General features: G+C 71.5%; 10 protein-coding genes. 4 read left to right on the top strand and 6 right to left on the bottom strand.

Translation table 11 applies throughout. The annotated features are described in order from the left end of the window. Nucleotides 1-2: 2 nt before the first annotated feature. The gene (locus ABD743_RS05295) at nt 3-437 is read right to left on the bottom strand and encodes a CBS domain-containing protein (protein ID WP_344719416.1); all 435 of its coding nucleotides are present in this window, start codon (nt 435-437) and stop codon (nt 3-5) included. A gap of 343 nt (nt 438-780) precedes the next feature. On the opposite strand from ABD743_RS05295, the gene ABD743_RS05290 reads away from it, so the two are divergent. Next, nucleotides 781-2,553, top strand: coding sequence for a transglycosylase family protein (locus ABD743_RS05290; RefSeq protein WP_344719415.1), 1,773 nt, complete (start codon nt 781-783; stop codon nt 2,551-2,553). Between the two features lie 75 nt (nt 2,554-2,628). Then, the gene (locus ABD743_RS05285) at nt 2,629-4,227 is read left to right on the top strand and encodes a serine/threonine-protein kinase (protein WP_344719413.1); all 1,599 of its coding nucleotides are present in this window, start codon (nt 2,629-2,631) and stop codon (nt 4,225-4,227) included. 21 nt (nt 4,228-4,248) lie between these two features. Here ABD743_RS05285 and ABD743_RS05280 read toward each other — a convergent pair whose 3' ends face one another. Further along, nucleotides 4,249-6,138, bottom strand: coding sequence for a prolyl oligopeptidase family serine peptidase (locus ABD743_RS05280; RefSeq protein WP_344719411.1), 1,890 nt, complete (start codon nt 6,136-6,138; stop codon nt 4,249-4,251). Nucleotides 6,139-6,140: 2 nt separating this feature from the next. Beyond that, nucleotides 6,141-7,922: an N-acetylglutaminylglutamine amidotransferase gene (locus tag ABD743_RS05275; protein WP_344719410.1), complete on the bottom strand. Its 1,782-nt coding sequence runs from the start codon at nt 7,920-7,922 to the stop codon at nt 6,141-6,143. 145 nt (nt 7,923-8,067) lie between these two features. On the opposite strand from ABD743_RS05275, the gene ABD743_RS05270 reads away from it, so the two are divergent. Both ABD743_RS05270 and ABD743_RS05265 read left to right on the top strand, forming a co-directional pair. After that, nucleotides 8,068-8,871 (top strand): LLM class flavin-dependent oxidoreductase, encoded by an 804-nt coding sequence (locus tag ABD743_RS05270; RefSeq protein ID WP_344719409.1) that lies wholly within the window; start codon nt 8,068-8,070, stop codon nt 8,869-8,871. Between the two features lie 210 nt (nt 8,872-9,081). After that, nucleotides 9,082-9,630, top strand: a complete 549-nt coding sequence (locus ABD743_RS05265; protein ID WP_344719407.1) for an EF-hand domain-containing protein — start codon at nt 9,082-9,084, stop codon at nt 9,628-9,630. A 93-nt stretch (nt 9,631-9,723) separates the two neighbouring features. Here ABD743_RS05265 and ABD743_RS05260 read toward each other — a convergent pair whose 3' ends face one another. The 3 genes from ABD743_RS05260 to ABD743_RS05250 all read right to left on the bottom strand — a co-directional run bounded on the left by ABD743_RS05260 (nt 9,724) and on the right by ABD743_RS05250 (nt 12,952). Beyond that, the gene (locus tag ABD743_RS05260; protein ID WP_241041406.1) at nt 9,724-9,987 is read right to left on the bottom strand and encodes a type II toxin-antitoxin system RelE family toxin; all 264 of its coding nucleotides are present in this window, start codon (nt 9,985-9,987) and stop codon (nt 9,724-9,726) included. A 9-nt stretch (nt 9,988-9,996) separates the two neighbouring features. After that, nucleotides 9,997-10,305 carry a type II toxin-antitoxin system Phd/YefM family antitoxin gene (locus ABD743_RS05255; protein WP_344719405.1) on the bottom strand — a complete coding sequence of 103 codons (309 nt, stop codon included), beginning with the start codon at nt 10,303-10,305 and terminating at the stop codon, nt 9,997-9,999. Between the two features lie 70 nt (nt 10,306-10,375). Continuing rightward, nucleotides 10,376-12,952 carry a glutamate--cysteine ligase gene (locus tag ABD743_RS05250; protein WP_344719403.1) on the bottom strand — a complete coding sequence of 859 codons (2,577 nt, stop codon included), beginning with the start codon at nt 12,950-12,952 and terminating at the stop codon, nt 10,376-10,378. Between the last annotated feature and the right edge of the window lie 75 nt (nt 12,953-13,027).

Genomic DNA, 13,027 nt, shown 5'->3' with positions numbered 1-13,027 from the left:
GATCAGTAGCGGGCGATCACGGCGTCGCGGAGCACGCCCGTTTCGAGTTCCATCTCCCTGAGCCGGTTCTTCACCAGGTCGCCGATGCTGACCATGCCCACCAGTTCGCCACCCTGCATCACGGGCAGGTGGCGGTAGCGCCCGGCCGTCATCCGGGCCATCGCATGAGCCACGGTCTCGTCGGGCGCGCAGGTGCTGACATGGCGCGTCATCACGTCGCTGACCTGCTTGTCGAGCAGGGCGGCGCCATCCCGGCCAAGGGCCCGGACGATATCGCGCTCGGAGACGATGCCACGGATCGTCCGGTTCTCGTCGCACACGAGCACCGCGCCGACGCCGAGCCTGCCGAGCCGCTCGACGACCTCGCCCACCGTGAGCCACGGCAACACGGAATGCACGGTTCGCCCCTTTGCGGCGAGAATGTCCGAGATCTTCATCTACTCTCCACCTTCGTCGTCGCGCGTGGTTGAACCACCAGCACCGATGATCCCCCTACGCCTCCTCCAACGGGTGTCATCGTCGCCTCGATCACCCTCACGGCGTACATCTCGTAAGGAATACTGCAATCGAGTCGCCGAACGGTCATGCGGACGGACGGCGCGAACACGCCGAGAGTGTTCGGTAACAGACGCAAAAAGTATGGTCACCGCACGTCAGGGGTGAGTTTCGGTGATCTCCGGGGGCTGACCTGCGACGGGCCGCAGACCCCGCGCCCGGGCCCGCGCAGCGGAATCCGTCATTCGGCCTCGCGCCGCGCACCCGCCTTCCTAGCTTCCGCCCGTGCTCCTTCAGCGCCGCTGCGGCGCCGTCCTGCCGCCGGTGCTCACCGTGCTCGCCGTGGCCGTCGTGCTGGGCGGCGCGCTGGTGGTGAGCGGCTCACGGGCTGCGCCGGCAGTGCCTGCGGCCGTGCTCCTGGGGTGCGACGGTTACCTCACCGGCGCGTCCGTGCGTGCGCGCAGCGGGGAGACCGGCGCGCCCGACATCGGCACCCTCGACGCAAGCGGGTGCCGCGGCGGCCTCGTGCGGATCGGGCCGGATGGGCACACCTTCACGCGAGGCCACGCACCGTTCTTCTGGCTGAGCGACTCTGCCCCGGGCCCGCTCGCCGACCTTGATCGACCGCGGCTCGACGCGTACCTGGACACCCGATCGGCACAGGGCTTCACGGTGGTCCGGACGGTGGCCCCTACTCGCGAGGCAGGCGACGACGAGTGGGAGCGGCTGGACGTCGTGGTGGACGAGGCCGCGCGACGTGGCCTCGTCGTGGCGCTGCAGCCGGTGCCGGGCGACGCCGACGCCGACGCGTACGGCGAGCTCCTCGGGGCGCGTTATGCGAAGGCCACCAACGTGGTCTGGGTGCTGGGCGCCGCCCCGGCCGACGGCACACAGGACGTCCGGAGGTCAGTGGCCACGGGGATCAGGGCGGGCGGGGGAGAGCAGCTCATGACCCACCATCCCGGCAGCGCCGAGGGGGCGGGCTTCGACCTCCTCGGCCACTTATGCGAAAACGACGACGAGTCCGACGAGTCTTCGGAGCTCATCGCCGCCGCCTATGCGGCCGGGCGGCCGTTCGTCGCCGATGCGTGCGACGGCGGGTCCGCGCCGCCGGACGTTCGCCGCGCCGCGTACCGAGCCGTGCTCGGCGGCGCCGCGGGCGCTTCCTATCGGCCTGAGGAGGCCCAGGAGCCCGCCCCAGGCCCTGCCCGCCCCTCGGCGGTGGATGCCTCCGCTGCGGCGCAACTGGGCCATCTCCGCGCCCTTGTGGAGTCGCGGCCGCACACGGAGCTCGCCGATGTGGTGATCGACGCCGAGAGCGGACCCCGGCGCATCCACGGTGCACTGGCCGCCGACCGCTCCACATTCCTCGCCTACACGCCGGTCGGCGCCCCGATCACCGTCGATCTCGCACGTCTCGCGGGTGAGACCGCGCGGCCCTGGTGGTTCGATCCCCGGACCGGGCGGGCCACCGAGCTCGACGCCGTGCCGGGCCGCGGCACCACGACGTTCACGCCCCCTGCCGGTGAGGCGGACGCGGCCGACTGGGTGCTGGTGCTGGACGACGCGGCTGCGGGCTACGGACCGCCGGGTCGCAGGGGTGCCGGGGAGTCCGGCGCCCCGGAGCCGACCGCGCCTCCTGCGCCGTCGACCACCCCGGAGCCGCGCTCGCCCACGAATGTGCCGCCGACCGCTTCCCCTGAACCGCCGTCGGCAGCCACGGCTGCACCGCCGCCTCCGCTCCCACCGGCCGAACCGCCGCCGCCGCCCGCTGCTCCGCCGCGGCCGCGCACCCCACCGGCGGCCGAGCCGGTCTGGGACCGGCTCGCCCAGTGCGAGTCGTCGGGCGACTGGGCGATCGACACCGGCAACGGCTACTACGGCGGCTTGCAGTTCGACGCCAGTACCTGGCGCGCGTACGGGGGAACGGAGTTCGCCCCGTCGGCCCACCGCGCCACGCGTGAGCAACAGATCACAGTTGCCACCCGCGTGCGCGACGACCGGGGCGGATACGGCTCCTGGCCTGCCTGCGCACGCAAGCTGGACCTGCCTTCGTAACCATGTCGTGATAACGGAGTGAGATCGGGACCGCCGTCGTCACGGGGGGAATGGTCATCGCTACCCTGACGGGCGATGAGCGAGCGCTCGCAGTCCGAGGAGACCCCCATCCGCGTCGGCAACCGATACCGCCTGGACGAGCGGATCGGGGCCGGCGCCATGGGTGCTGTGTGGCGCAGCACCGACGAGCTGCTCAACCGCACGGTCGCTGTGAAAGAGCTGCTCGCCGCGGCCGCCCCGGACACCCCCGCCGGCAACGATGCGCTGGAGGAGTCGCGCCAGCGGATCCTGCGGGAGGGCCGGATCGGGGCCCGCCTGCAACATCCGCACGTGATCAGCATGTTCGACGTCGTGGTGCACGAGGACCGGCCCTGGCTGGTGATGGAGTACCTCCCGTCGAAGTCGCTGGCCCAGGTGCTTGCGGAGAAGGGCGCGCTGGAGCCGCGGCAGGTCGCCGACGTGGGCCGCCAGGTGGCCGACGGGCTGGCCGCTGCTCACCTGGCCGGTGTGGTGCACCGCGACGTCAAGCCGGGCAACGTCCTCCTCGGTGAGGACGGGCGGGTCAAGCTCACCGACTTCGGTGTCTCCCGCGCGGTCGACGACGTGCAGCTCACCCGCACCGGGCTGATCGCCGGCACCCCGGCGTTCCTCTCGCCCGAGGTGGCCCGGGGCGGAGATCCCACCGCGGCGTCCGACGTGTTCGCGCTCGGCGCCACGCTCTACGCGGCGGCGGAGGGCACCCCGCCCTTCGGGCTCGACGACAACGCGTACGCGCTGCTGCACAAGGTCGCCATGGGCGAGGTGCGGCCGCCGAAGAAGTCCGGCCCGCTCACGGCCGTGATCATGTGGCTGCTGAGCCGGGAACCCACCGAGCGTCCGTCGGCGATGCAGGCCCGCGATGTGCTGGCCGCTGTGGCGGAGGGCCGCGACGGCGGGCCGGCAGTGCCTGCGTTCGCAGCGGCTGCTGCCGGTGGCACGAGCAACACCCTTGCCATGGCCGCCGCACCCACCGCCGCGGCGCCGCCGATCGCGCCACCGCCCCCTCCCACCTCGCCGCAGACGTCCCGGCCCGCGTCCGAGCCCGGTCCTTCTCGTCCTCGCCGCTGGCGATCCGGCCTGATCGCGCTCGTGGCGCTGCTCGTGATCGGCGGCGGTGTCGCCGCGGCGATACTGACGTCAGGGGGCGGCCCCGACGATCCTGGGAACCAGCAGGCCGCTCCGCCTTCCGCCCCCACCAGTGCGGCCGCGCCACCGGCCCCCGCCCCGGCTGCCACCACGGCGCCGCGTACCTCCGAGCCGGCGCCCACCACCACCCAGGCGCCGACACCGACCGTGACGCCCACCCCGGAGCCCGACAAGAACGTCGCATCCGGCGACCCGGTCGCCTTCGTCCAGAACTACTACTCGCTGCTCCCGGGCAACACCGACGCCGCATTCGCGCTGCTGAGCCCGGCGGCGCAGAGTGCGTCCGGTGGGCGGAGCGGGTACGACGGCTTCTACGGGCGGATGCAGTCGGTGAGTGTGCAGGACCCTCGGCAGACCGGCGACAACACCGTGCAGGCCACGATCGTGTTCGTCGAGAAGAACGGCACCACCACCCACGAGCCGTACCGCTTCGTCGTCGGGACGAACGACGACGGCACCACGATCATCCAGTCCTTCAGCAAGCTGTAGCGCTCGCCGCGGGCGGCCCGGTCAGGCCGTCTGCACGCCCACATCGGTGAGGTTCGCGGTGACCCACCGCACCACCTCGCGGACGAACACGATCTTGTTGTCGGTGCCGTGCACCTCGTGGCCCTCGTCGTGGAAGAGCAGGAAGCCCGGCGACGCTCCGCGCTCGCGGAGGGCGTCCACCACCTGCTGGGCCTCCACGAGCGGCACGTTGGTGTCGTGTGCGCCGTGTACCACCAGCAGCGGCGCGGTGATGCGGTCGACCCGGTGGATCGGGGAGAGCTCCCGCAGCAGTGCGGCGTCCGAGCGCGGGTCGCCGTACTTGGTGGTGGCCGCCTCGGCGATCCAGGGCTCCGTGGAGGCGTAGAAGGTGGCGAAGTCGGAGATGCCGCAGATGTCGACGCCCACGGCGAACAGCTCCGGGAACCAGGCCAGCGCGACGAGCGCGAGGTAGCCACCGTAGGAGCGGCCCGAGACGCCGACCCGGCCGGGATGGGCGAGCCGCGCCGACACGAGGAAGTCGACGGCGGCCCGCACGTCGGTGATCGCGACGAACCGGCGCTCGTGGTCGTCGGCGCAGGCGAAGCTGCGTCCGTAGCCGCCCGAGCCGCGGACGTTGGGGGCGAAGACCGCCACGCCCTCGGCGAGCAGCGCCTGGAACAGCGGCTGGAAGGTGGGCCGTTCCTGCGCCTCAGGGCCGCCGTGCAGCCAGATGAGTGTGGGCAGCGGCCCGAGCACCCCGGAGGGCCGGAACAGCCACCCGGACAGCAGCAGGCCGTCCTCGGCGCGGAACTCGTGGAGCGTCGGGGCGACGAGCGACTCGCCGTCGCCCGGCTCGGCAGGCAGGAGCGGGGTGGCGTCCCCGTAGGTCTCGAGCCCGATCCGGGCGAGCTGCGGCGGAGTGGTCGGGCCCTCGTTGGCGGCGAGCAGCGCGCGCCCGTCGCGGCTGAAGGCCAGCCCGGTGACCACATCGCCGGGTACGGGGACCACGGGCTCGAGCATCCCGGAGCGCAGGTCGAGCAGCTCGATCTCGCTGCGCCCGTCGACGTTCCAGACGAGCGCGGCGCGCGCGCCGGCAGGGTCGAGCGCCACGAGGTCGAGGTCGTCGTCGGGCCGCTCGGCGACCGGGTACGCGGTGGACAGCTCGGTGCTGCCCAGCAGGGTGACCACGAGCAGCGCAGGACGCTCTCGGCCCGCATCGGTGTGGACGTAGAGCTGGCGGCCGGTGATGCCGAACCTGGCGTCGGCGATCGTGGCACCGCCGGGCAGCAGCTCGGTGCGCTGCCCGCTGTGCAGGTCCACCAGCTCCAGCCGCCGCTCGCCGCGGCGACCGAGCCGCACCACCGCGCGCCTGCCGTCGCCGCTCACTGCGCAGACCCGGGCGGCGGGGCCGGCGGCGAGCACCGTGGACGTGCCGTCGCGCAGGTCGACCAGACAGGCCTGGCCGTCGCCCGCCCCTTCCGGGAAGACGGTGACGCCGAGCTGGCGGCCGTTGTGGGACCACGCCCCGAGCGTCACGGCGGCCGCCCCGGGAGCGAGCTGACGCGACTCGCTGCCGTTGGGGGTGAGCACCTGGACGCGCGTGCGCTCGCCTCCGTACATCGCGGTCTGGAAGGCCAGCCAGGTGCCGTCGGGCGACCAGGTGAGGGCCTGTACGTCGCCCTCGACGGGCAGCGGGGACTCGGGCTCGACGATGGGGCCGCCGTCGGGGGGCAGCACCCCCACCCACGCGCGCGGGCGGCCGTCGCGGTCGGAGACCCAGGCGACCAGGCTGCCGTCGGGGGAGGGCACGGGGGTCGAGTAGGCCGTGGGGAACAGCTCGCCGTAGGCGGTGCCGGTCGGATGCATATCAGCACCGCCGGTCAGACGAGCGAGCCTCCGCTCGGTGAAGTCCGACACCCCTAGGTGATCCATCCCTACAACCCCCTCTCCTGAAACCACATCTCGAGCAGCGCAACCTGCCACAACGCATTGGAACCGAGGTTTGTTCGTGCAGTGTTGGGGTCGGCCAGCATGGTGTCCAGCCAGTCCCGGCGCACCAGCCCACGGGCCTTCGCGACGGGATCGGTGACGGCGTCACGTACCCGGTCGAGGAAGGGACCTTCGAGGTGCCGGATCGCCGGAACCGGAAAATACCCCTTCGGCCGGTCGATGATCGCGTCGGGGACCACGCCGCGGGCTGCCTCTTTCAACACACCCTTCCCGCCGTGCGCGAGCTTGAGCTCCGGCGGGCAGGCGGCAGCGAGCTCCACCAGCTCGTGGTCCAGGAACGGGACGCGGGCCTCGAGGCCCCACGCCATCGTCATGTTGTCCACGCGCTTGACGGGGTCGTCGACCAGCATGACGGTCGAGTCGAGCCGCAGCGCCGCGTCGAGCGTCTCGTCGGCGCCCGGAGCGCCGAAGTGCTCGGCGATGAAGGCCCGGCTCGGGTCGTGGTCGAGCACCCACTCCGGTTCGAGGATGTGGGCGAGCTCGGCGTGGGGACGGTCGGTGAACTGCTTCGCGTAGGCCTCCACACCCTGCGCGCGGGGCACGCCCGCCAGAGGCGGATACCAGCTGTACCCGGCGAACACCTCGTCGGCGCCCTGCCCGGACTGCACCACCCGCACCGACTTCGACACCTCCTGCGCGAGGAGGTAGAAGGCGACGCAGTCGTGGCTGACCATGGGCTCGGACATCGCCACTATGGCGTCGTCGACGGCGGGCAGCATCCGTGCGGGGTCGACGAGGATCTGCTGGTGCTCGGTGGCGAAGTGTTCGGCCACGAGGTCGGAGTACTCGAACTCGTCGCCGGATTCGCCCGCCGCGGCGTGGAACCCGACGCTGAACGTCTGGAGACCGGTCTGCCCCTCGGCGGCGAGCAGGGCGACGACCAGCGAGGAGTCCAACCCGCCGGACAGCAGCACGCCGACGGGAACGTCGGCGACCATTCGCCTGCGCACGGCGATCCGCAGCGACTCCAGCACCGCATCGCGCCAGTCACCTGCGCTCATCCCGGCGTGCTCGGGGCGACGGGTGTGTGAGGGCTGCCAGTAGAGGTGGTCGCTGCTCGTGCCATCCGGCTGGATCGTCCGCACGGTGGCGGGCGGGAGCTTGCGCACCCCGCTCAGGATGGTGCGCGGCGCGGGCACCACCGAATGGAAGGTCATGTAGTGGTGCAGTGCGATCGGGTCGATCGACGTGTCGATGCCGCCGGCCTTGAGCAGGGCGGGGAGCGAGGACGCGAACCGCAGCCTGCCCTGCCCTTCGGCAAGGTAGAGCGGCTTGATCCCGAGGCGGTCGCGGCCGAGCGTCAGGACGCCGGTGTCGCGGTCGGCCACCGCGAAGGCGAACATGCCGAGGAAGCGCTCGACGCAGGCAGGGCCCCAGTGCTTGAAGGCCTTGAGCAGTACCTCGGTGTCGGATGTGGAGAAGAAGTGGTAGCCGGCGGCCTCGAGCTCCGCGCGCAGTTCGCGGTAGTTGTAGATGAGCCCGTTGAACACCGCCGACAGGCCGAGCTCCGGATCGACCATGGGCTGGGCGCCGCGTTCGGAGAGGTCGATGATCTTGAGCCGGCGGTGCCCGAGCGCGATCGCGCCGACGGAGTAGACGCCCGATCCGTCGGGGCCGCGGCGGTGCATCTCGGCGGTGATCCGGGCGACAGCCTCCACGTCCGGAGCGCTGCCGTCGAACCGGATCTCGCCGGCGATACCGCACATGCGTGTCCTCCGCTGGTCGGGCGACCGGGTCCTCCCGGACGTCGAGGTTGAGTGGACGATGCGGTAGCCCGCGTGCGCAACCCGCACCTTGTTTCGAGTGTGTGACCAGAATCTCGTCCGGTCGAGCCATGGTGGACTTGCGTCCATGAACGACATGAACCTTGGCGTGGTGTTCCGGCCGCAGTCACCTCCGGAACGGCTTCGTGACGTGGCCCTCGCCGCCGAGGCGTACGGGGTCGGCGAGCTGTGGCTCTGGGAGGACTGCTTCCTGGAGGGCGGTCTCACCACGGCGACGGCGGCGCTCGCCTGGACCGAGCGGCTGAAGGTCGGTGTCGGCCTGCTGCCGGTGCCGCTGCGCAACCCCGCCGTGGCCGCGATGGAGATCGCCACTCTCGCCAGGATGTTCCCGGGCCGGTTCCTACCCGGCCTCGGGCACGGCGTGCTCGAGTGGATGGCGCAGGTCGGGGCTCGGGTCCCGTCGCCGATGACGTTGCTGCGTGAGCACGCCACCGCCGTCCGCGACCTCCTGCACGGCCGAACGGTGGACGTCGACGGCCGCTTCGTCCATCTGGACGGCGTCTCGCTCGACTGGCCGCCCCGCGAGGTGCCGCCGATCCTGATCGGGGCCAGGGGGCCGAAGACCGTGCGGCTGGCGGGGGAGATCGCCGACGGGGTCCTCCTCGACTCCGGGCTCACCGTGGGCCAGGTCCGTGAGGCGCGCTCTCAGGTGGAGGAGGGCCGGGCCGCGGCCGGACGGACCGGGGACTTCCGCACCGTCGTCTACCTGGAGCTGGATGCCACGTCCGATCGGTTGGCGGAGCAGGTCGAGGAGCATGCGCGGGAGTTCTCGGCTGCCGGCGCCGACACCGTGGTGTTCCAGGCGACCGGCGAGGCGCCCGACCCGGAGCCGCTGCTGGAGGCCTGCGGCCGACTAGCCGGCCGTGTGTGAGATGACGGGCCGGTGCCCGAAAACACATTTCTTTCGCAGCGTGAATTCTCGATCGGTGATCCGGAGCGCGGACGAAATTCGGGTTTCGAATGAGCTCCGCCATGCGGGTGGGGTGTGTGCCGCTGAAGGGTGAATCCGGCAGGCGCTTGCTCCGGGGCGGGCCAAGGTTGCCCGCGTATTCACTCACTACCCTTCCGGAGGGCTGGACAGTTGACCACTGCCGCAACGGACTCGGTCCACCAGAGGATCGATCGGACTTTCGACGGCCTCGACAGCAACCACGACGGCTATGTGGACTGGTCGGACTACCAGAACCTCGTCGATCGCTACCTCGGCGCGTTTCAGCTCGACAGGGGTGATCGCCGGGCCAGGGCATTGCAGTCCATCCACGAGATGCTGTGGCTGGAGCTGTTGCGGCACGCGGGCGCAGGGGAGGACCGGCTGCTGAAGAATGTCTTCGTCGCCGCCACTCGCCTCACCATCGTCGACACCAGCCGCCTGAATGTGGTCGAGGGCCTCGCCCACGCCATCTTCGACGTCGTCGACACCGACGGCGACAACGAGATCAACAAGGACGAGTTCGACCGCCTGCTGCGGGACGTCTGGAAGGCCGACTCCCCGGAGTCGAGCAAGGCGTTCGGCCGGGTGGACACCGATGACGACGGCACGATCTCCCGGCAGGAGTTCCTCCGAGCCGCGCAGAAGTACTTCAACTCCGGCGACCTCAACGGCGCCGGCAACCTGCGCGTCCGCGGCTGATCGACCCACTCCGGCGGTGGCTCGGACGGCGGCCGGGCCACCGCAGAAATCTCAACGGGGGAGCCGTCGCCGTCGATCGGCGACCTGCGGCGGTCAGCGCTTCCGGTAGACGTCCCGACGGTGGCCTACAGCGAGAACCAGAATCACGAGCTCGCCGTCGTGGATCTCGTAAATGATCCGGAAATCACCCGTGCGCACGCGCCACTCTCCTGCCCCGCCGACCAACTGCGTGGCTGCCGGCGGGCGTGGTTCGGTCGCGAGCAGCTCCAGTGCCGCCTGGATGCGGCGTCGGCCGGGGGCATCGAGCTTGCGCAGCTGACGTGCTGCGCTCGGGACAACTGTGATGCGGTAGGTCACGGTGGTGGTTCAGAGGCCCAGATCCGCCTTGACCTCTTCCCACGGAATCGGAGCCGCCTCAGCGGCTGCCAGCTCCGCCCTGGCAGCCTCGGCCGCCCGGATGTCCGCCATGTCCTCTGCCAGCTCGAGGATCCGATCGAGATCGTCGGCATCGATGACGGCGGCGACTCGATGGCCCCGCCGCGAGAGGTAGACCGGCCGGTGCTCGGAGCGCGCCCGGTCGACCACAGCAGCGAGCTGCTCGCGGGCGTCCGAGATGCTGATCCCGTCCTCGGTCACCTCGTGAACGTACGCCTGCGGACTCAGCTGTACAACCATCCCTGAAATGTACAAGTGCGCGGGACGGGCGAGTCCGCCGGCGCGCAGAGCCAGTCGCGTCGGCACGAGATCAGCGCAGCACCCAGGTGTCCTTCGCCCCGCCGCCGCGCGAGGAGTTGACGATCATGCTTCCGAATGGGGCGACGCGGCTCAGCGCCGCCGGTAGCACCTCCACCCCTGTGCGGTCGCCGAGCCTGGTCTGTAGGACGAACGTCCGTAGATCCACTGCTCGCGGTTCGAGCCTGCCGTTCGCGAACGTCGGGTGGGTGGAGAGCATCACCAGGTCCTGTGCCACCCATCCGGCCGGGTTGCTGCGCACCGCGGCGGCCGCCTCGGCCAGCTCCGCGCGGTCGGCGTGCGGCCCGATCACGATGCCTTGCCCCCCGTACCCGTCCACCGGCTTGAGCACGAGCTCGTGGAGCCGGTCGAGCACCTCGGCCCGCCGGTCGGGGTCGACGCACGGATAGGTCGGGACGTTGTCGAGCAGGACGTCCTCGCCCAGGTAGTAGGAGATCATCTTCGGCACGTAGGCGTAGATGAGCTTGTCGTCGGCCACGCCGTTGCCCATCGCGTTGAGCAGCGCGACGTCGCCGCGGGCCACCGCGTTGCACAGGGCTCGGCCGATCGGGCGGAGATCCGCGCCTTTCGCGGAGAGCAGGGCGTGCTCGTCGAGGCGCCGGTAGAGCGCCGAGAGCCGCCGCCTCGCCCCGGATCCCACGAGGAAGACGCCGTCCTCGGTGACCTGCAGGTCGCGCGGCGTGACCAGCGGGATGTCCATGCGATCGGCGAGCAGTCGGTGCTCGAAGAACGCCGAATCCTCCTGGCCTGCCGAGAGCAGGGCGACCTCCCCCAGAGCGGGGTCGTCGGGTTCGGTCGCCGAGAGCAGCGCCGAACGCAGCTGTCCTGGCACCGGATCCAGCCCGACGACGCCTGCAGGCGGCTCCAGGTCGGGCATCACACTGCGGACCAGCCGCCTGCTCGTGATCGAGTAGCCGATGCCCGACGGGACGCGCAGGTTGTCCTCGAGCACGAGCCAATGGTCGGCCCGGTCCCGGACGAGGTCGATGCCGGCGACCGCGATGCGCACGGCATCGGCAGGGAAGAGCTTGCCGAGCCGGCTGCGGCCCGGTGCGTCGCGCACGACCTGGGCCGGGATCACGCCGTCGGAGACGATCTGCTGCTTGCCGTAGACGTCGCGGACGAACTGCTCGAGTGCACGGATGCGCTGCGTGAGCCCGGCGGTGAGCCCCGCCCAGTCCTCCGCGGTGACGATGCGGGGGATGAGGTCGAGCGGGAAGAGCCGGTCCGGTTCGCCGTCGCCCACCCTGAACGTGACGCCGCGGGCGCGCTGTTCGGTGCGCAACGCCGACTCGGCGGCGGTGAGGCCGCGTGGGCCGAGGCGGTCCAGCGCCCGGACCATCCAGCCGTAGTGGGGCAGCACCGTGCCGCCCGCGCTCACGGCCTCGTCGAACGCCCGCTGTTCGGAGCCGTCGGCGTGATAGCCGACGAGCAGGTCCGGCGTGCGCGGGATGGTGGCGGGTGGCTCTATCGCCAGCGTTCGGCCCTGGGTGTGCGCCAGCAGGACATCGACGACGTCGCTGAGCTCCCCGCGGCGGCCGTATGCCCGCCGCTGCACGGCTGCGCCGCTGCCGCGGGCGAGCGTGGCCTGCGACAGCTCGAGCACCTGTTCCCAGTCGCCGAGCCCCTCCAGCTGTGGTCGGAGCTGGTCGACGAGCTGGCCGACGAGCAGCGGCGGTGACACCAGCGAGGGACCGCAGAGGTCGACGAGGTCGCCCTCCAGGCCGGAACGCGCTGCCCGCCAGGTGGCGGCGCGCAGCAGCTCGTGCCGAGAGTCGGGCAGCGGCACGTCGGCCGCAAGGTCGTCCCGGGCCTTGCCGACCAGTGCGCGGAAGAGGCCCGCGATGAGCACCACGTCGTCCACGTCGGGGCAGGCGTCGCAGATCCGCAGCTCCACCGTGGGCAGGTGGGCGCTCGGCCGGATGTCGAAGTAGACCATTCCGGGGTCGCTGATCGTGCCCGACGCGATCAGGTCGGCGACCATGGCGTCGTACTCGGCGGCGGTGCCCACGGTGGCGGGCGGGCCGGCGGTGGGCCACCGCGACCACACCATCGACCGGTAGCTGGCGTAGCCGGAGTCGTTGCCCCGCCAATACGGCGAGCTGGCCGAGAGGGCGAGCAGCACCGGCAGATAGGGGGCGACGCGGCGCACGACCTGGACGGCCTCGTCGCGATCGGGCACGTCCACGTGCACCTGAGCCCCGCAGATGTGTTGCTCGCGCACCAGCATCTGGTATTCGTGCTGCATCTTCTCGTAGCGCGCCCCCGCCGAGATGGCGTCGCCGTGGAGCTCGGCGAGCGGCACGGTGCCTGCCGCGACCACGCCGAGTCCGAGCGGCTCGGCGACGCCCTCCAACGTTGCGCGCAGCCGTCGCAGGTGCCCGCGCAGCTCGTCGAGCGTGCCGCACACCGGCGTGTTCGTCTCGACGAGGGAGCGCTGCAGCTCGGGTGCGAACTCCGCTCCGTCGAGCTGCGCGAGCAGCGAGTCGACCTCGGGCGCGGAACGCCTGCTCTCCAGGTCGACGACGTGGAACTCCTCCTCGACGCCCAGCAGGGGGAGGTCGCTCATGACGCCGACGCTAGGAGACTCGTGTTACAGCCGTGATGCCGTGGTGCTACTCCGAGGCTGTTCCGCACCCCAGCA

The sequence above is a fragment of the Pseudonocardia yunnanensis genome (assembly GCF_039534065.1).
Classification (GTDB): Bacteria; Actinomycetota; Actinomycetes; order Mycobacteriales; family Pseudonocardiaceae; genus Pseudonocardia; species Pseudonocardia yunnanensis.
Note: the sequence above shows the minus strand (reverse complement) of the source record. Positions and strands in the feature narration are given on the sequence as shown.

Bases quoted from the DNA above. Each gene is read 5' to 3' on its own strand.
- ABD743_RS05255 (WP_344719405.1), bottom strand. From the start codon at position 10,305: ATGGTTGTACAGCTGAGTCCGCAGGCGTACGTTCACGAGGTGACCGAG.
- ABD743_RS05285 (WP_344719413.1), top strand. From the start codon at position 2,629: ATGAGCGAGCGCTCGCAGTCCGAGGAGACCCCCATCCGCGTCGGCAAC.
- ABD743_RS05270 (WP_344719409.1), top strand. From the start codon at position 8,068: ATGAACGACATGAACCTTGGCGTGGTGTTCCGGCCGCAGTCACCTCCG.
- ABD743_RS05280 (WP_344719411.1), bottom strand. From the start codon at position 6,138: ATGGATCACCTAGGGGTGTCGGACTTCACCGAGCGGAGGCTCGCTCGT.
- ABD743_RS05275 (WP_344719410.1), bottom strand. From the start codon at position 7,922: ATGTGCGGTATCGCCGGCGAGATCCGGTTCGACGGCAGCGCTCCGGAC.
- ABD743_RS05250 (WP_344719403.1), bottom strand. From the start codon at position 12,952: ATGAGCGACCTCCCCCTGCTGGGCGTCGAGGAGGAGTTCCACGTCGTC.
- ABD743_RS05295 (WP_344719416.1), bottom strand. From the start codon at position 437: ATGAAGATCTCGGACATTCTCGCCGCAAAGGGGCGAACCGTGCATTCC.